The organism is Burkholderia sp. SJZ089 (assembly GCF_007828315.1).
Lineage (GTDB): Bacteria > Pseudomonadota > Gammaproteobacteria > Burkholderiales > Burkholderiaceae > Burkholderia > Burkholderia gladioli.
On record NZ_VIUM01000013.1, the window covers coordinates 37366 to 56025 of the forward strand.

Below are 18660 nucleotides of genomic sequence, written 5' to 3' on the forward strand. Positions count from 1 at the left end.
TCTTGCGCGAGATGCGCGCGGCCCGCAAGGGGCCGTGCCTCGATCCGACAGTGACGGCGGGATCAGTTGTCCTGCGGACACTGCAGGTTGCAGCCGTCCGGATCGCCCAGGTCGCCCTTCTTGCGGGCTTCCGTGCGCTTGCCGGTCTGGTACTTCTTCGACGGCGCCGAGGCCGCGAACTGCATCTGCGGATGCTCGTTGAACTTGAACTGGTCGGTCAGGATGCCGCCCGGCACGCCCGGCGCATTCTGCGCGAAGGACACCGAGGCGACGGCGGACAGCACGCCGACCGTGAGGCCCACGGCGGCAAGATTGGCGAGGAGTTTCATGACGTCTGGCGCCGTGTCGCGGCGCGATGGCTGGAATTGTTGGCTAAACGAAAAGCGTAGCGCAAATGCGCGCCGCTTGCATTGGCCACGGCTTGCCTCGCGTTACCGGCGGTTTCGGGGGACAGGCGAATTCCCGCCCCCTGACGGCCCTCTCGCCCCGCTCAAACCGCCGTGGTGCCCGACAGGCCGTCCGCCACCGACAGCAGCGTGCCGCAGGCGGCGGGATCGTAGCCGTCGAGCCCCGCCACCGTCTCTCGATAGGGTTCGTCGCGCAGCAGCGACAGCGCGCCCGCCAGCGGCGGATCGCCGAGCCGCCCCTGCTCGCAGGCGAAGTAATAGTCCTCGTCGACCACCGGGATGAAGGCCAGCCCGAAGTGATGCGCGGCAGGCTCGACGCCGAAGCCCAGATCGGCCATCCCGCTGGCCACGAAGGCCGCGATCGCCGAATGGGTCAGCTCGGCCGAGGCATAACCGTTGATCCGCTCGGGATCGACGCCGATCTCGCGCAACGCCAGGTCGAGCAGCATGCGCGTGCCGGAACCGGGCTGGCGGTTGACGAAGCGCACGTCCTCGCGCGCCAGGTCGGCCAGCCCCACCACGCCCTTGGGATTGCCGCGCGGGATGAACAGGCCCTGTTTGCGCCGCGTCAGGTGGATCAGCACGTGGCGCGTGTCGTCGAGCCAGGGCCGGTAGATCTGCGCGCAATTGGCGCGGAACGCGCCGCGCGGCAGGTGGAAGCCCGCCATGTCGCACTCGCCGCGCGCCAGTGCCTTCACGGCCTCGACGCTCTCGCGGTACTTGATGTCGACCTGGGCATGTCCGTCCACCAGGGCCGACACCAGGGCCGCCACCGCGTAGCCGTGCGAGGCGTGGATCCGCAGCGCGCCGGGATGCTGGGTCAGGCGGCGATTCAGCTCGCTGGCCACCTCGGCCGCCAGCGCCCGCAGATTGCCGCCGAGCCGCTCGCCCACCAGCCGCTGCGCGCCGATCACGGCCGCGCCCAGCTCCGAGAGCGAGGTGCCCTTGCCGCGCGCGGTCTCGATCAGCGCGCCGCCGACGCAGGCTTCCAGCGCCCGCAGCAGGCCCCAGGCGTGCCGGTAGGACAGCCCCTTGGCCTCCGCGGCCTGCGCGATGCTGCCGGTGGTCGCGACCAGCTCGAGCAACGGCACCACATCGGACAGGCTCGCCGTGCGCCCTTCACTGTCGCGCACGATCAGATGTGCGTCGCATTCGACTCGAATCATTTATGCAGCCTCATTTCTTATTGCGACCTGAATTCTAACGGCTTATCGTCTTCAACACTCGATCAAACAGCAGTGTCAGTGCGCGGCTATATGCAGTAGCCGTGCATATGGACCTGGAGGAGCTCAGGATGTCCCCATCCCCCGTTTCAGCGGACGCGCTGGTGTCCCGGCACGCGCGCGCCGATCAATCGCTGGTCGCGATCCTGCACGCGATCCAGGACGAAGCCGGCTACGTGCCCGAGGGCTGCGTGCCGCTGCTGGCCAAGACCTTGAACCTGTCTCGCGCCGAAGTCCATGGCGTGTTGACCTACTACCACCACTTCCGCACCACCCCGCCCGCGCGCGTGACGATCCAGCTGTGCCGCGCCGAAGCCTGCCGCAGCCTCGGCGGCGAGGCGCTGGTCGAGCACGCGCAGGCGCGCACCGGCTGCCGCATCGACCAGGGCGCGCAAGGCGACGTCGAACTGGAATCGGTCTACTGCCTCGGTTTCTGCGCGCAGTCCCCATCCGCGATGATCAATGGTGAACCTCACGCGCGCATGACAGCGGCGCGTTTCGATGCGCTGCTCGCCGCGGCCGATCTCAAGGAGCCCGCATGAGCCAGGCCGCAGTCCGCATTTACGTTCCCCGCGATTCGGCCGCGCTGGCCGTCGGCGCCGAGGCGCTGGCGCGCGCCGTCGCGGCCGAGGCCGCCGCGCGCGGCCTGGCGATCGAGCTGGTCCGCAACGGCTCGCGCGGCCTGCTCTGGCTGGAGCCGCTGGTCGAGGTGGCCACGCCGGCCGGCCGCGTCGGCTACGCGAATCTCGACGCGGCCCAGGTCGGCGCGCTGTTCGACGCAGGCTGGCTCGAGGGCGGCGAACACCCGTCGCGCGTCGGCCTGGTCGATGAACTGCCCTACCTGAAGAAGCAGCAGCGGCTGACCTTCGCGCGCATCGGCATCACCGATCCGCTGTCGATCGACGACTACCTCGCGCACGGCGGCCTGGAAGGGCTGCGCCGCGCGCTCACGCTGGACGGCGCCGCGGCCTGCGAGGAACTGATCGAATCGGGCCTGCGCGGACGCGGCGGCGCCGCGTTCCCGGCCGGCATCAAGTGGCGCACCGTGCGCCAGGCGCAGGCGACGCAGAAGTACGTGGTCTGCAATGCCGACGAGGGCGACTCGGGCACCTTCTCCGACCGCCTGGTCATGGAGAGCGATCCCTACTGCCTGATCGAAGGCATGATCATCGCCGGCGTGGTGACGGGCGCCACGCAAGGCCATATCTACGTGCGCAGCGAATACCCGCACGCGATCGCCGCGCTGAACCAGGCGATCGAGCGGGCCCGCGCGGCCGGCTGGCTCGGCGCCGACGTGCTCGGCTCGGGCCGAGCCTTCGAGCTGTTCGTCGCCAAGGGCGCCGGCGCCTATGTCTGCGGCGAGGAAACGGCCCTGCTCGAATCGCTGGAAGGCAAGCGCGGCGTGGTGCGCGCCAAGCCGCCGCTGCCCGCGCTGCAGGGCCTGCACGGCCAGCCCACCGTGATCAACAACGTCATCACGCTGGCCACCGCGCCGATCATCTTCGCGCGCGGCGCCCAGTTCTACCGCGACTACGGCATGGGCCGCTCGCGCGGCACCCTGCCGTTCCAGCTGGCGGGCAACATCCGCCAGGGCGGCCTGGTCGAGCTCGCGTTCGGCGTCACGCTGCGCGAGCTGCTGTTCGAGTTCGGCGGCGGCACCGCCAGCGGCCGGCCGGCGCGCGCCGCCCAGGTGGGCGGCCCGCTCGGCACCTACCTGCCGGACAGCCAGTGGGACATCCCGCTCGACTACGAAGCCTATGCCGCGGTCGGCGCGGTGGTCGGGCACGGCGGCATCGTGCTGCACGACGACACCTCCAACCTCGCCGAGCTCGCCGAATACGCGATGCAGTTCTGCGTGCACGAGTCCTGCGGCAAGTGCACCCCATGCCGGATCGGCTCGACGCGCGGCGTCGAGACCATCGCCCGGATCCGCGCCGGCGACACCTCCGAGCGGCAGGTGCACCTGCTGCGCGAGCTCTGCGACACCATGATGGCCGGCTCGCTGTGCGCGATGGGCGGCATGACGCCGTACCCGGTGCTCTCGGCGCTCGACCACTTCCCGGAAGATTTCGGACTCGGCGGCGCCCATGCGGCAGCCAAAGCCGCGGCCTGACAGGAGACAAGCGATGTCCACCCAAGCATTCGATTCCTCGCGCGCCGGCGGCTGCGGCTCCGGCAACTGCGCCTGCAAGAGCGCCGCGCAAGCGCGACGCGATCCCTTCGACGACACCGACTACGGCACCCCGTTCCGCCACGCCGACACCGACGTCACGCTCGAGATCGACGGCCAGTCGGTGACCGTGCCGGCCGGCACCTCGGTGATGCGCGCGGCGGTGGAAGCCGGCGTGCACGTGCCCAAGCTGTGCGCCACCGATTCGCTCGAACCCTTCGGCTCGTGCCGGCTGTGCCTGGTCGAGATCGAGGGCCGGCGCGGCACGCCGGCCTCCTGCACCACGCCGGTCGAGGCCGGCATGAAGGTGCGCACCCAAAGCGATCGGCTGCAGGGCCTGCGCCGCAACGTGATGGAGCTCTACATCTCCGATCACCCGCTCGACTGCCTGACCTGCCCCGCCAACGGCGACTGCGAGCTGCAGGACATGGCCGGCGTGGTCGGCCTGCGCGAGGTGCGCTACGGCTTCGAGGGCGACAACCACCTGAAGGCGAAGAAGGACGAGTCGAACCCCTACTTCAGCTACGACCCGTCCAAGTGCATCGTCTGCAACCGCTGCGTGCGCGCCTGCGAGGAAACCCAGGGCACCTTCGCGCTGACGATCGCCGGGCGCGGCTTCGAATCGCGCGTGGCCGCCGGCGAGGGCGGCAGCTTCATGGAATCGGAATGCGTGTCCTGCGGCGCCTGCGTGGCGGCCTGCCCGACCGCGACGCTGCAGGAAAAGACCGTCAGCTTCATGGGCCAGGCCGAGCACTCGGTGGTCACCACCTGCGCCTACTGCGGCGTGGGCTGCTCGTTCAAGGCCGAGATGAAGGGCTCGCAGGTGGTGCGCATGACGCCCCACAAGAACGGCCTGGCCAACGAGGGCCATGCCTGCGTGAAGGGCCGCTTCGCCTGGGGCTACGCCACCCACAAGGACCGCATCACCAAACCGATGATCCGTGAAAAGATCACCGACCCGTGGCGCGAGGTGAGCTGGGACGAGGCACTGAACTACGCCGCCTCGCAATTCCGCAAGCTGCAGGACAAGTACGGCCGCGACTCGATCGGCGGCATCACCTCCTCGCGCTGCACCAACGAGGAAACCTACCTGGTGCAGAAGCTGGTGCGCGCCGCGTTCGGCAACAACAACGTCGACACCTGCGCGCGCGTGTGCCACTCGCCGACCGGTTATGGGCTGAAGACCACGCTCGGCGAATCGGCCGGCACCCAGACCTTCGCCTCGGTCGCGAAGGCCGACGTGATCGTGGTGATCGGCGCGAACCCGACCGACGGCCACCCGGTGTTCGGCTCGCGCCTGAAGCGCCGCGTGCGCGAAGGCGCCAAACTGGTGGTGATCGACCCGCGCCGCATCGACATCGTCGACAGCGCGCACGTGAAGGCCGCGCATCACCTGCAACTGCGCCCCGGCACCAATGTCGCGATGATCAATTCGCTGGCCCACGTGATCGTCACCGAGGGGCTGCTCGACGAGGCCTTCATCGCCGAGCGCTGCGAGACGCGCGCCTTCGACGAATGGCGCGCCTTCGCCGCGCGCGAGGAGAACTCGCCCGAGGCCAACCAGGCGATCACCGGCGTGCCGGCCGAGCAGGTGCGGCTGGCCGCGCGGCTCTACGCGAACGGCGGCAACGCGGCGATCTACTACGGGCTCGGCGTGACCGAGCACGCGCAGGGCTCGACCATGGTGATGGGCATCGCCAACCTGGCGATGGCCACCGGCAACGTCGGCCGCGAAGGCGTGGGCGTCAACCCGCTGCGCGGACAGAACAACGTGCAGGGCTCCTGCGACATGGGCTCGTTCCCGCACGAGCTGCCCGGCTACCGCCATATCGGCGACGCCACGGTACGCGCGCAATTCGAGGCGGCCTGGCAGGCGACGCTGCAGCCCGAACCGGGCCTGCGCATCCCGAACATGTTCGACGCGGCGCTCGACGGCAGCTTCAAGGGCCTCTACTGCCAGGGTGAGGACATCGTCCAGTCGGATCCGAACACGCAGCATGTGGCGGCCGCGCTGTCCTCGATGGAATGCATCGTCGTGCAGGACATCTTCCTGAACGAAACCGCCAAGTACGCGCACGTGCTGCTGCCGGGCTCGACCTTCCTCGAGAAGGACGGCACCTTCACCAACGCCGAGCGCCGCATCTCGCGCGTGCGCCGCGTGATGCCGCCGCTGGCCGGCTACGCCGACTGGGAAGTCACCCTGCTGCTGTCGAAGGCGCTCGGCTACGAGATGCAGTACTCGCATCCGTCCGAGATCATGGACGAGATCGCCGCGCTCACGCCGACCTTCTCGGGCGTCTCCTACGAGAAGCTCGACCAGCTCGGCAGCATCCAGTGGCCGTGCAACGAGGCGGCCCCGGAAGGCACGCCGACCATGCACATCGACGGCTTCGTGCGCGGCAAGGGCCGCTTCGTGATCACGCAGTTCGTGGCCTCGCCGGAGAAGGTCAACGCGCGCTACCCGCTGATCCTGACCACCGGCCGGATCCTCTCGCAGTACAACGTCGGCGCGCAGACGCGCCGCACCGAGAACGTCCAGTGGCACGACGAGGACCGGCTCGAGATCCATCCGCACGATGCCGAGGAGCGCGGCATCCATACCGGCGACTGGGTCGGCATCGAGTCGCGCGCGGGGCAGACGGTGCTGCGCGCGCTGGTGTCGGACCGCATGCAGCCGGGCGTGGTCTACACCACCTTCCACTTCCCGGAATCGGGCGCCAACGTGATCACCACCGACAGCTCGGACTGGGCCACCAACTGCCCCGAGTACAAGGTCACGGCGGTGCAGGTGCTGCCGGTCACGCAGCCGTCCGAATGGCAGCAGAAGTATTCGCGCTTCAACACCGAGCAGATCGGCCTGCTGCAGCAACGCGAAACGGCCGTGCCGGCCGGTTCGGGCAAGTGAGGAGGCGCGCGTCATGAAGGTCGAACACCTGGTCACGATGGCCAACCAGATCGGCACCTTTTTCGCCTCGATGCCCGATCGCGGCGAGGCGGTGAACGGCGTCGCCGATCACATCAAGCGCTTCTGGGAGCCGCGCATGCGCCGCACTCTGCTCGCGGTGCTCGACGAGCCCGAGGGCGAGGTGTTCCACTCGCTCGAGCCGATCGTGCGGGAGGCGCTGCTCACGCATCGCGCGCTGCTCGAACCGGCGGCCTCGCCTGCCGTCTAGGCGGGCCGCCGAAGGCAGGCGGCGCGACTCGACGGGCTGTATACGACAAGGCGCCGACATGCGAGATGCATGTCGGCGCCTTTCTCTTTGGATCCGCCCTTTCCCGCTGTCACGCGCGCCGGTCGACCGCCGCGAACCACGTCTCGCAATGCCTGAGCAGCGCGTTCGCGTCCGACGCGGATCGGCCGCGCGCGGCCAGGTAACCATCGGGCCGGATCAAATAGAAACAGGGCCGCGTATGACCATAGGCCTCGTCGAGCGGCGGCGCGCCGTCCTCGTCGGTATCGATCACGCGCCAGGTGCGGATCGCACCCGGCATCAGCCGGTCGAGCGCCTGCGCCAGGCGGCTGCCGTCCGGGTCGCCGGCCTGCACGGCATCGCCCGCCTCGCCGGCCGGCCCCGCCTCGAGCAGCAGCAGGGTGAAGTGCGCGGGGTCGTGCAGGTCGAACACGCGCGCCACGCCGGGCGCGCCGCCCAGGGGGCCGTCCAGCACCCGCAGCAGCGCGTCGGGGGCGCGTTCGCCCGCGCGCGGGCCGCCGTCCAGCACGCGTTCGAGCGTCAGCGGGCTGCGCCGGTACTGCACCGCCAGTTCGCTGACCGAGCGGCGCAGCGCATCGCGCACCGGGCCCAGCGAGGCCAGCACCGGCACGACGTGCTCGCGCAGCAGCTTCAGCGGCCCGTGATCGGCCTCCACCACCTGGGTGATGAAGCTGGTTTGCCGCAGCACCTCGCGTTCGATCGGATGGCGCTCGGCGTGATAGGTGTCGAGCAGCCGCTCCGGCGCCCCGGCCGTCAGCACGCGCGCGAGTTTCCAGCCGAGGTTGAAGGCTTCCTGAATGCCCGTGTTCATGCCCTGCGCGCCGGCCGGGCTGTGCACGTGCGCGGCGTCGCCGGCGAACAGCACGCGGCCGATGCGCAGATGCTCGATCATGCGGCTGTGCAGATGGAAGTAGGACGACCAGCTCAGTTCGTCGATCGCCAGATGCGGATCGATGCGCTCGCGCACCAGGGCACGACAGGTTTCGAGGGAAGGCGCATCGTCGTCTGCGCCGCACTTGCCAAGCTCGCTCGAAGCCTGCGCCGCGGGTGCGCCTTCGCGCTCCGCCCCTTGCGCATCCCGCGGCGGCCGATCGGCGACGATCCGGTAGCGCCCATGCCCCAGCGGCAGCATCCCCGCCAGGCCGTCGTGCGTCGCATGCAGGTGGATCTCGTCGTCGGGCCAGCCCGGTTCGGCGGCGACATCGGCCAGCAGGAAGGTCTGCTCGAAGGCATGGCCGGCGAAGCTCGCGCCCAGCAGATGCCGCAGCGTGCTGTGCGCGCCGTCGGCGGCGACCAGCCAGGACGGCGCCAGTGTTTCCTCGCGCCCATCCTGGTGTTCCAGCAGCACGCGCAGCGTCTCGCCATCCTGGCGGCAGCGCGAGAGCTTGACGCCGCGCTCGATCAGGATGTCGAAGGAAGCGAGATGCTCGGTGAGGATGCGCTCGGTCTCGGTCTGCTCCAGCATCAGCAGATAGGGATAGCGCGTCTGCAGCGGATCGAAATCGAGCTCGGCGATTCGGCGCCCGGCCGATACCAGGTGCGCGACGCGCGCGCGATGCCCGAGCTCGAGGAAGGGCTCGACGATGCGGTGCTGTTCGAACAACTCCAGCGTGCGCGCCTGGATCCCGATCGCGCGCGAATGCGGGGCCGGCCGGCGGGCCTGGTCGACGATGCGCACGGGCAGTTTGGCCCTCGCCAGCGACAGCGCGGCCGCCAGGCCGGTGGGCCCGGCGCCGACGATCAGCACCGGCGCGATATCCAGCGGGACGGCAAGCATCTCGACCTCCGCGATCCAGGACGGTCCCCAAGTCTACGCCCGCCGCCGCACGCGTTCCAGACGCACACGCGCAAATGGACGGGCCCGACGCGCGCTGTGGGAAAATGCGTCTTTCTCGCCAGTCTTGCGTCATGGAATCCGTTTTCGATCGCGCGTTCGCGGCGCATCGGGCAGGCCGCCTGGCCGAGGCCGAGCGCGACTACCGCGCCGCGCTCGCGGCCAACCCGTCCGATGCCGATGCACTGCATCTGTTCGGCGTGCTGCGCCATCAACAGGGGCAGAACCAGGAAGCGGCCGATCTGGTCGGCCGCGCGGTGGAGCTGCGCCCGAACGATGCCGCGCTGCACCTCAATCTCGGCAATGCGCTGAAGGCGCTGGGCCGGATCGACGACGCGATCGTGCGCTTTCGCAACGCGCTGACGCTGGCCCCCGACTTCCCGCTCGCGCACTACAACCTCGGCAATGCCTATGCCGCGCAGGAGCGTCACGAGGATGCCGTGGATGCCTTCGAGCGCGCGCTGCGGCTCTCGCCCGGCGATGCCTCGATCCACAACAACCTCGGCAACGCGCTCAACGCGCTGGGCCGCCACGAGGCGGCCTTCGCCGCGTTTCGCCGCGCGCTGGCGCTGCGCCCGGGCCATGCCGGCGCGCACAACAACCTCGGCATGGCGCTGGCCGCGCTCGGCCAGGCCGACGAGGCCGTCTCCCACTTCCAGGCGGCGATCGCCTCCGAGCCGCGCTTCGCGGCCGCGCATTTCAATCTCGGCAATACGCTCGACGCGGTGGGCCGCCACCAGGAAGCGGTAGCGGCCTTCGAAACGGTGCTGGGCCTGCACCCGGCCTTCCCGCTCGCGCTGCTCGGGCTCGGCAATGCGCTGGCCGCGCTCGGCCACCACGCCCAGGCACGCGCGCGCTACGAGCGCGCGGTCGGCCTCGATCCCTCCCTGGTGCTGGCCTGGCTCAACCTCGGCACCGCGCATCATGCGCTCGGCGCGCACGAGCTGGCGCTGCGCGCCTTCGACCAGGCGCTGCGCCTGGCGCCCGACCACACGCTGGCACGCATGCATCGCGCCGTCACCCTGCTGACGTTGCGCGACTTCCGGCGCGGCCTGCCCGAATACGAGGCGCGCCACGCGCTGCCGGGCGCGCCCGCGGCGGGCGAGCCGCGCTGGCATGGCGAGCCGATCGAATCACGCACGCTGCTGGTTCGTGCCGAACAGGGTTTCGGCGACACGCTGCAGTTCGCGCGCTTCGTGCCGCTGGCGCGCGAGCGCTGCGCGCGGCTGGTGTTCGAGGTGCAGCCCGAGCTGCTGTCGCTGTTCGCGCCGCTGGCCAAGGCCTGGCGCGTCGGCATCGTGGCGAGCGGGCAAGGCCGTCACGGCGCCGATCTCGGCTGCTCGCTGCTGAGCCTGCCCTTCGCGCTCGGCCTGGACTTCGACGAGATCCCCTCGCGCACGCCCTATCTGTCGGTACCCGAGCACGCGCGACGCCGCTTTCGCGGCTCGCTCGGCGGCCAGTCCAGGCGCAAGCTCGGCATCGTCTGGTCGGGGCGGCGGCAGGTGCAGGAGAATCGCGCCGCGCCGTTCTCCGCGCTCGCGCCGCTGTTCGAGATCCCCGGCGTCGACTGGATCGTGCTGCAGCCGGAGCTGTCGGCCGAGGATCGTGCCGCGCTCGCGGCGCACCCGCAGCGCGTGCGCATCCATCGTGCCGAGGGGCTCGACGATTTCGCCGCCACCGCCGCGCTGATCGACCGGCTCGACGGCGTGGTGGCGATCGACACGGCCGTCGCGCATTTGACGGGCGCGCTCGGCAAGCCGCTGTGGCTGATGCTGGCATTCGCCGCCGACTGGCGCTGGTTCACCGGCGAAGACAGCCCCTGGTATCCGCGCGCCGAGCTGTTCCGCCAGCCCGAGCCGGGCGCCTGGGATCCGGTGGTCGCCGCGGTGGCGGCGCGCATCCGGGCCGGTTAAAGCTGCGCATGCGGACCGGCTTCATGCCGCCCGCCCGGCAAGGCAAAAGGGAGCGCCTCGGCGCTCCCTTTTGCCTTGTGCCGCACGGCGCTGCCCGCGGCAGCGCCGTGCTCAGACCGCCTTGTATTGATTGCGCGATTCCGGCGTGCGATACAGCACCAGGGTCGCGATCAGGCCGCAGATCGCCGCCACGCCGAGCCACAGCCCCGGCGCCGCCTTGTTGTGGGTCTCGTGGATCAGCAGGGTCGAGATCGCCGGCGTGAAGCCGCCGATGGTGGTCGCCAGGCTGTAGGCCAGCGAGAAGCCGGCGGTGCGCACCTCGGCCGGCATCACCTCGGTGAGCGCCACCACCATCGCGCCGTTGTAGGAGCCGTACAGGAAGGACAGCCACAGCTCGACCAGCAGCAGGCGCAGGAAGGACGGCTCGGCCACCAGCCATTGCACGGCGGGATAGGCCGTCAGCAGGGTCAGCACGGTGAAGGTGATCAGCACCGGGCGGCGGCCGATGCGATCCGAGATGCTGCCCCAGACCGGCAGCCAGAACAGGTTCGACAGGCCGACGCAGACCGTCACCACCAGCGCGTCGATCGAGGACAGGTGCAGCTCCTCCTTGCCGAAGGTCGGCGTATAGGCCGTGATCATGTAGAAGGACACGGTGGTCATGATCACCATGCCCATGCCGGCCAGCACCACGCCCCAGTTCTTCAGCATCGACTGCATGATCTCGCCCATGCCCGGACGATGGCGGCGCGCCAGGAACTCGTCGGTTTCCTTCAGCGAACGGCGGATCAGGAACAGGAACGGCACGATCAGGCAGCCGATCAGGAAGGGCACGCGCCAGCCCCAGCTCGTCATCTGCTCGACCGGCAGCACGCTGTGCAGCACCACGCCGACCAGCGCCGCGAACACCACCGCCACCTGCTGGCTGCCCGACTGCCAGGCGGTGTAGAAGCCCTTGTTGCCCTTGGTGGCGATCTCGGACAGGTAGACCGACACGCCGCCCAGCTCGACCCCGGCCGAGAAACCCTGCAGCAGGCGTCCGAGCAGCACCAGGATCGGCGCGAGCATGCCGATGGTGCTGTAGCCAGGCACGGTGGCCACCGCCAGCGTGCCGAGCGCCATCAGGCCCAGGGTCAGGATCAGGCCCTTGCGGCGGCCGTGATGGTCGATGTAGGCGCCCAGCACGATCGCGCCGACCGGCCGGATCAGGAAGCCCGCGCCGAACACCGACAGCGCCAGCATCAGCGAGGCGAACGCGTCGCCGCTCGGAAAATAGGTCTTGGCGATGGCCGAGGCGTAATAGCCATAGACCATGAAGTCGTACATTTCCAGGAAGTTGCCGCTGACCACGCGGAAGACGGTCTTGACCTTCGATTCCGACTGGACGGAGGTGTGTGTCGCTGTAGACATTGTGTTATCTCATCTGGCTTTCGCGCGAGGCTCGCGCAGCGTGTGGTGTCGCCGCACCGGGGCCGGCCGTCGGGCCGCCGACCGGCGCCCGCAGACTGTACCGCAGTGTCGCGCAATTCGCTGCGCCAAGGTATGCGGGGAAGTGATGAGAAGCGCGACGTTTCTTGCAAAGACATTACATATCGAGCAAGAAGACGGCTTAGGGAGAAAGGAAGTTGTCAGGAAAGATGCGGGCGGGCGCCCGCATTCCTCATTTCGCGGCCGGCGACAGGCCGCGTTCGTTCTGCTGCTGGAGCTGCTGCACCTGCCGTTCGAGATCGCGCAACTGCAGCCGCGAGGCACGCTGCTCCACTTCGAGCGCCTGCGCCTGGTCCTGCGCGGCTTGCTGGCGGGCGTCGATCTCGCTGCGCTGCCGGCGCGCCAGGTCGAGGTCGATCTGCAGGCGCCTGGCATGATCCTCGGACAGGCCGATCACGCGCTCCAGGAAGGTTTTCTGCGCGGCCAGCTCGGTACGGCGCAGCTCGATATCCGATAGCTGCACGGTCTGGTCGGCGAAGTTCTGGTAGACCATCTCCGCGCGCGGCCGCTCCTGCGATTTGACGACGCGCCAGAAATGCTTGTCCTGGAACAGCGCCACGTAATAGGTCATCTCGGGCGGGTAGAACAGCAGGCTCGCGCCGTAGCTGCCGTTGTAGGTGGTGCGCATCTCCGTGAGGCGATGCTCGCGCAGCATGCCCATCAGCTCGGCGACATTGCCCTGCGCCTCGCCCGCCACCGGCGAGGATGAGGCGGCCGCGCCCTGGCCGTCGTCGGGCGTCAGGGTGGTCACGTCGGGACGCGTGCCGGCCACCGGCGGCGCGGATTCCGGCATGGCCCGGGGCACCTCGGCAGGTGCCTGCGCCGCCGTGTTATCGGCCGATGCGGCGCCCGCCGCGTCGGCCGCGCTGGCCACGCCGGCCGCCGACACGATCATGGCCAGCGCCAGCCACGATGCCGCGCGACCGAAGCCGGCGAGCTTGCTCCGCTTGTTCAAGCTGAGGCTCCTGATGGATGGGAAGACGCGCGATTATCGCCTGAAAACGCCAGGCGGCCGCCGGCAGAAACCGCAGGACGGCCGCCTGGCGCAAGATGCACGGCGCGATCGGATGCGACTCGGTCAGGGACTCGCTTCGGCGCTGCGCCTCGCGACTGCGCTTCAGAGCCGTGCTTAGAGCCGCGTCTCGCGCGCGGCCCGCAGGAAGGTATCGAGCAGCGGCGTGCAGTCGAGCAGCTCGGCGCCGCCTGCGCGATGGAACTCCGGATGCCACTGCACGCCCACCACGAAGGGCGCGCGGCGATAGCGAATGGCCTCGATGATGCCGTCCTCGGCCGACACGGCCTCGATATTGAGATCGCGGCCGAGGTCGCGGATCGCCTGGTGGTGGATCGAGTTGACCAGGGCATCGTGACGGCCCGGGAACATGTTGGCGAGCGTCGAGTTGTCGGGGAAGCGAATTGCGTGGCGATGCTGGTCGTAATGCTCGCTGACGTGCACGCCCGCGGTCGGCACGTCGGTGGCGATGTCCTGGTAGAGCGAGCCGCCGAACGCGACGTTGATCAACTGGCAGCCTCGGCACACGCCGAGCACCGGCTTGCCCGACTCGACGAACTCGTGCAGCAGCTCGAGTTCGTACATGTCGCGCACGCGATCGCCGGGCCATTCGGGACGCGCGTCCGAGGCCGCGTAGGTTTGCGGCGAGACGTCGGCGCCGCCCTGCAGCAGCAGCCCGTCCAGGTGTTTCGCGTAGTCGCGCAGGCGGATGTTGCTCGGGTGCAGCATGCCCTGGTGGCCGACCGTCGGGATCATGAACACCAGCACGTCGCGCGACATCACCCAGTGCGCGATCGACTCCTCCAGGTATTGCAGCGTCTTGCCGCGCAGGCCGCTGGCGCCGGGTTCGGGATGGAAGATGCGGGCCGACACGCCGATGCGCAGCGTGCGCTGCGTGATGCGCTGGCCGGCGCGATCGAACAGGCGTCGCGCGCGCGCCGCGATGATGCGGCCGAACACCGACCAGGGCGTATCGCTCTGCTTCAGGTAGGCGGGTGGTGCCGCCGGCTGCGCCGAGGCAGGCGGCGGACGAGCGGTCTCGAAGTCGGGCGCGGCGCCGAAACCGGGCGGCGGCGCGCCGGGCTTGGCACCGGCCGGCTCGCTCGCCGCACCCGCGGCTGCGGGCGCGGGCGGTATCCCGGCCGCCGCCGCGGCCGTGGCAGCAGCGGCCGCGGCCGGATCGGGCGGCGCGATAGCCGGCTCGACGGCCACGTCCTGGGCGGCCGGCACCTGCGCGGCAAACGCCGCCGGCGAAGGTTTCGGCGGTTCGGGAGACGGTACTGCGGCGGGATTCGGATCGGCCGCGTCGGCAGCCGGGGTGAGGTCCGGGCGAACTCCGGACGGCGGTGCGGAAGGCGTGTTTTCGCTCATGACGAGGGTCTGGCGCGTCTGTCACGCGTGGGTTCGACGAAGGCCCATTATCCTTCAGACCCGCATCAGCGGCAAATCGGCCCACCCGCGCTGGACGCCCGCCGGCGATACCCCTACCATCGTCTGCCTGCACCTCGCCCGCCGGCCGGCCCGGCGTCGCCTGGCTTTGCCGGCGCGGCGCAGGGTACGCCGCCCTCGCCGCTCCATCCGAATCCCGCTCCGAAGCCGAACCCGCCATGACGACCTTCGCTCCGTTCCCCCCGCTTGCCACCCTGGCCGCCGATCTCGCCGCCGGCCGCACCACCAGCCGCGCGCTGGTCGATACCGCGCTCGCGCGCATCGCCGCGCCCGACGGGCAGGGTTCGATCGCCTTCACGGGCGTCGACGCCGAGGCCGCGCGCACCGCCGCCGACGCGCACGACCGCCTGCGCGCGGCCGGCACCGTGCTCTCGCCGCTGGCCGGCATCCCGGTATCGGTGAAGGACCTGTTCGACATCGCCGGCCAGCGCACGCGGGCCGGCTCGCGCGCGCTAGACGACGCGGCGCCCGCCAGCGCCGACGCGCCCGCCGTGGCGCGGCTGCGGCGCGCCGGCGCGGTGATCGTCGGGCGCACCAACATGAGCGAGTTCGCCTTCTCGGGGCTCGGCCTCAATCCGCACTACGGCACGCCGCGCTCGCCCTACCGGCGCGAGGTGGCAGGCGAGGCGCGCATCACCGGCGGCTCCTCCTCGGGCGCGGCCGCCTCGGTCGCCGACGGCATGGCCGCGGTCGCGCTGGGCACCGACACCGGCGGCTCGATCCGCATCCCCGCCGCGCTCTGCGGCCTGACCGGCTTCAAGCCGACCGCCAGCCGCGTGCCGCGCTCGGGCGGCGTGCCGTTGTCGACCACGCTCGATTCGTTCGGGCCGATCGGCGTCTCGGTGGCCTGCTGCGCGCTGGTCGACCGGATCCTCGCCGGCCTGGCGCCGCGCGTGCCGGCCGCGCGGCCGCTCGAAGGCGTGCGGCTCGGGGTGCTCAATCATTATGTGACGGACGGCATGGATGCCGAGGTCGGCGCCGCCTTCGACGCCGCGCTGCGCCATCTCGAGGCGGCCGGCGCGATCGTCTCCGACCTGCGTTTCGCCCCGCTCGACCGCCTGCCCGAGATCAACCGCTTCGGCTTCTCGCCGATCGAGGCCTATGCCTGGCACCGGCCGCTGCTGGCCGATCGGCGCGACCAGTACGATCCGCGCGTGCTGGCGCGCATCCTCAAGGGCGAGACGGCCAGCGCGGCCGACTACCTGGACCTGATCGCCGCGCGCGCCGCCATGCTCGACGAGGCCGAGCAGACGCTCTGGTCGCGCGTCGACGCGGTGCTGGCGCCGACCGTGCCGGTGGTGCCGCCGCGCATCGCCGAGCTGGAAGCCGACGACGAGGCCTTCGGGCGCACCAACGCGCTGATCCTGCGCAACCCGAGCGCCTTCAACTTCCTCGACGCCTGCGCGCTGTCGGTGCCCTGCCATCCGCGCGACACGGCGCCGGTCGGGCTGATGCTGGCCGCCGGCCCGCATCGCGACGATGCCCTGCTGGCGATCGGCCAGGCGGTCGAGGCGGTGCTGGCGGCGATTCGCTGAATCCGCGGGGCGGGCGGCATGCAGGCCGCGGCTGGAGCCGCCGCCTTGGCGGCGGCGGCCTCGAGCGCCGCGCACGAGCCTGGCGCCCGGCCAACCGCCGCGCCAGCTTGCGCGCCCGGCACTGCCACCGCGAGCCAGCTTCCGCCCGGGAATCCCGCCCAGCGCACGAAAACAGCGGCCCGTTCGCGATAAAATCCGACCACTCCATTTTCGGGACCGACCACCGATGAACGATTTCTCGCTGTCGCTGCGCCGCGAGCGCCGCCTCCTGACGCTGCTCGGCGTCGTCTGCGTCGCCCTGCTGGCGGGCGCGCTGTACCTGCAGTTCGTCAAGGGCGAGGATCCCTGCCCGCTGTGCATCATCCAGCGCTACTTCTTCGCGCTGATCGCGATCTTCTCCTTCCTCGGCACCGGCCTGCGCAGCTGGCGTAGCCTCGCCGTGATCGAACTGCTGATCGTGATCGCCGCGCTGGCCGGCGCCGGCACCGCCCTGCACCACCTGCAGATCCAGCTGCACCCGGGCTTCAGCTGCGGTTTCGACACGCTGCAGCCGATCGTCGACAGCCTGCCGCCCGCGCACTGGCTGCCGAGCGTGTTCAAGGTGGCCGGCCTCTGCGAGACGGCCTACCCGCCGATCCTCGGCATCCTGCTGCCGGGCTGGGCCGCGATCGGCTTCGTGGTGATCTTCCTGGCCGTGGCCGGCAGCCTGGTGCGCAATCGCCGCCGCATCGCGCGCGGGGTCTGAGCCCGTTCCACGCGCCTCGCGCGACGGCCCCGGGCGCGCCGCGCACGCCGTTCGGCGTAAACACCTAAGTCTCGCCGGGGCCCGCCGGGCCCCGCCCCTCCAGTCGCATCGCGGCCCGCCACGGCGGCCGCGCCTGCCCCGCGCGGCGGCCTTCGCCGCGCGTCGGCAGGGTCCGTCGACGCCGCCCGCGCGCCCGACGTACTAGGATCGACATGATCGCCTCCAAATAGCCCGCATCAGCCAGGGAAAATATTTCCCGGAATTTGCGGTGCTATCGTCAAAACCGGATGGCGATCTACGTGCGCGAGGCTGGAGTCCTCGAAGCTTGTCGACCCTGCGTAACGCGCGCCTGATCCGCAATGTCTGCTATCGACCATGACAACGCAAACCATCCGTATCCGTCCCCCAGGCAGCACGCCCCGCGTGCGCGCCATCCCCCCGAACCGGCCGTTCGACGCCGTGCGCCAGCCCGCGCCGGTCCGAGGCGCGCCGCGACGGGCCAGCGTCGGCGCCGCGCCGCCGGCTCGCGGCACCGCCCAGGGCCTGCCCAGGCACGCTGCCCGGGCGCCCCGTCCCGCCGTCCCATCCATCCCGCCCACGCTCGCGCCCCAAGCGGCCGCGGCGGCGCGCTGACGACGCAGGCCCACACCATGGAAACCTGGTTGACCGACGTCCAGCAGTTGATCGCGCACGGCGAGGCCGCGGTGCTGGTCACGGTGGCGCGCGCCGAAGGCTCGGTGCCGCGCGAGGCCGGCACCAAGATGCTGGTCACGCGCGACACGGCCCGCCATACGATCGGCGGCGGCCATCTCGAATGGAAGGCGATCGAGATCGCACGGCAATTGCTCAAGGACGGCTCGCACCTGTCGCACGCGCGCCGCCTCGAGCGGCTGCCGCTCGGCCCGAGCCTGGGCCAGTGCTGCGGCGGCGCCGTGACGCTGGCCTTCGAGCGGCTCGACATCGCCGACCTGGGCTGGATCACCTCGCTGGCCAAGCGCGTCGCGGCCGGCCACGCGACGGTGCGCAGCATCGCCTTCGGCCCCTCGCCCGACCCGGTGATGCTCAGCGAGCCGGAAGCCGACGTGACGCGCGCCGACTGCCTGCTGTGGAGCACCGGCGACGTCTCGCTGATGACCGAGACGATCGCGCCGCACACCTTCGCGGTGGAGCTGTTCGGCACCAGCCACGCGGCGCTCGCGCTGGTGCGCGTGCTGGCCACCCTGCCCTGCCGGGTGCGCTGGATCGACGCGAGCGACGCGCCGTTCCCGAGCGCCGAGGCGCTGGCCGGCATCGGCAACCTCGCCGTGGACGCGCGCGAGGCGCCCGAGCAGGCGGTGGCCGAGGCCGCGCCGCACAGCTACTTCGTGGTGATGACGCATGATCACGCCTTCGACTTCGTGCTGGCCCAGCACGTCCTGCGGCGCGCCGATTATGCATACTTCGGGATGATCGGCTCGAAGTCGAAGCGCGTGCAGTTCGAACAGCGCCTCGCCGCGAGCGGCATCGACCCCGCGCAGACCGCGCGGATGCGCTGCCCGATCGGCGTCGAAGGCATCGTCGACAAGGCTCCCGAGACCATCGCGATCTCGGTGGCCGCGCAGATCCTGCAGGTCGTCGACATGCACGCCGCCCCGGCGGCCGGCGTGCCGGCCTCCCCTCAAACCTGACCGAC

The 18660-nt window shown here is 70.7% G+C and carries 14 protein-coding genes; 8 read left to right on the forward strand and 6 right to left on the reverse strand.

Annotated elements, in window-relative coordinates:
- Positions 1-62: 62 nt before the first annotated feature.
- Together FB600_RS23120 and FB600_RS23125 are read right to left on the reverse strand one after the other, a co-directional pair.
- Entirely contained in the window at positions 63-329 is a 267-nt protein-coding gene (locus FB600_RS23120) for a hypothetical protein (protein ID WP_013696982.1), read from the reverse strand.
- 161 nt (positions 330-490) lie between these two features.
- Positions 491-1573 carry a substrate-binding domain-containing protein gene (locus FB600_RS23125; RefSeq protein ID WP_036037611.1) on the reverse strand — a complete coding sequence of 361 codons (1083 nt, stop codon included), beginning with the start codon at positions 1571-1573 and terminating at the stop codon, positions 491-493.
- Positions 1574-1701: 128 nt separating this feature from the next.
- Between FB600_RS23125 and FB600_RS23130 the strand changes: the two genes are divergently transcribed.
- Genes FB600_RS23130 through FB600_RS23145 form a run of 4 tightly spaced genes read left to right on the forward strand, consistent with a single transcriptional unit; the run spans position 1702 to position 6973 of the window.
- Positions 1702-2172 carry an NAD(P)H-dependent oxidoreductase subunit E gene (locus FB600_RS23130; RefSeq protein WP_017921565.1) on the forward strand — a complete coding sequence of 157 codons (471 nt, stop codon included), beginning with the start codon at positions 1702-1704 and terminating at the stop codon, positions 2170-2172.
- Positions 2169-3743: a formate dehydrogenase beta subunit gene (locus FB600_RS23135; protein ID WP_096749548.1), complete on the forward strand. Its 1575-nt coding sequence runs from the start codon at positions 2169-2171 to the stop codon at positions 3741-3743. The genes FB600_RS23130 and FB600_RS23135 overlap by 4 nt, the downstream gene beginning before the upstream one ends.
- A gap of 13 nt (positions 3744-3756) precedes the next feature.
- The gene (gene fdhF, locus FB600_RS23140) at positions 3757-6705 is read left to right on the forward strand and encodes a formate dehydrogenase subunit alpha (RefSeq protein ID WP_145757438.1); all 2949 of its coding nucleotides are present in this window, start codon (positions 3757-3759) and stop codon (positions 6703-6705) included.
- A gap of 13 nt (positions 6706-6718) precedes the next feature.
- Complete coding sequence (locus FB600_RS23145; RefSeq protein ID WP_017921496.1) at positions 6719-6973, forward strand: formate dehydrogenase subunit delta; 255 nt, start codon at positions 6719-6721, stop codon at positions 6971-6973.
- A gap of 109 nt (positions 6974-7082) precedes the next feature.
- On the opposite strand, the gene FB600_RS23150 is transcribed toward FB600_RS23145, so the two are convergent.
- Positions 7083-8789 carry an FAD-dependent monooxygenase gene (locus FB600_RS23150; RefSeq protein ID WP_145757437.1) on the reverse strand — a complete coding sequence of 569 codons (1707 nt, stop codon included), beginning with the start codon at positions 8787-8789 and terminating at the stop codon, positions 7083-7085.
- A gap of 131 nt (positions 8790-8920) precedes the next feature.
- Here FB600_RS23150 and FB600_RS23155 point away from each other — a divergent pair, with 131 nt between their 5' ends.
- Entirely contained in the window at positions 8921-10759 is a 1839-nt protein-coding gene (locus FB600_RS23155; RefSeq protein WP_164467516.1) for a tetratricopeptide repeat protein, read from the forward strand.
- A gap of 111 nt (positions 10760-10870) precedes the next feature.
- Here the strand turns inward: FB600_RS23155 and FB600_RS23160 are convergent, their stop codons facing one another.
- From FB600_RS23160 to FB600_RS23170, 3 genes are all read right to left on the reverse strand, one after another.
- The gene (locus FB600_RS23160; RefSeq protein WP_013696974.1) at positions 10871-12169 is read right to left on the reverse strand and encodes an MFS transporter; all 1299 of its coding nucleotides are present in this window, start codon (positions 12167-12169) and stop codon (positions 10871-10873) included.
- A gap of 250 nt (positions 12170-12419) precedes the next feature.
- On the reverse strand, positions 12420-13202 hold the full coding sequence (locus tag FB600_RS23165; protein WP_145757436.1) for a DUF2968 domain-containing protein: 783 nt from the start codon (positions 13200-13202) through the stop codon (positions 12420-12422).
- A 174-nt stretch (positions 13203-13376) separates the two neighbouring features.
- Positions 13377-14630, reverse strand: coding sequence for a gamma-glutamyl-gamma-aminobutyrate hydrolase family protein (locus FB600_RS23170; protein ID WP_096749551.1), 1254 nt, complete (start codon positions 14628-14630; stop codon positions 13377-13379).
- Positions 14631-14866: 236 nt separating this feature from the next.
- Here FB600_RS23170 and FB600_RS23175 point away from each other — a divergent pair, with 236 nt between their 5' ends.
- From FB600_RS23175 to xdhC, 3 genes are all read left to right on the forward strand, one after another.
- Positions 14867-16243 (forward strand): amidase, encoded by a 1377-nt coding sequence (locus tag FB600_RS23175; protein WP_096749552.1) that lies wholly within the window; start codon positions 14867-14869, stop codon positions 16241-16243.
- A 226-nt stretch (positions 16244-16469) separates the two neighbouring features.
- Complete coding sequence (locus tag FB600_RS23180) at positions 16470-16988, forward strand: disulfide bond formation protein B (protein ID WP_013696970.1); 519 nt, start codon at positions 16470-16472, stop codon at positions 16986-16988.
- A gap of 650 nt (positions 16989-17638) precedes the next feature.
- Positions 17639-18655 carry a xanthine dehydrogenase accessory protein XdhC gene (xdhC, locus tag FB600_RS23185; protein ID WP_036052430.1) on the forward strand — a complete coding sequence of 339 codons (1017 nt, stop codon included), beginning with the start codon at positions 17639-17641 and terminating at the stop codon, positions 18653-18655.
- The last annotated feature ends 5 nt before the right edge of the window (positions 18656-18660 follow it).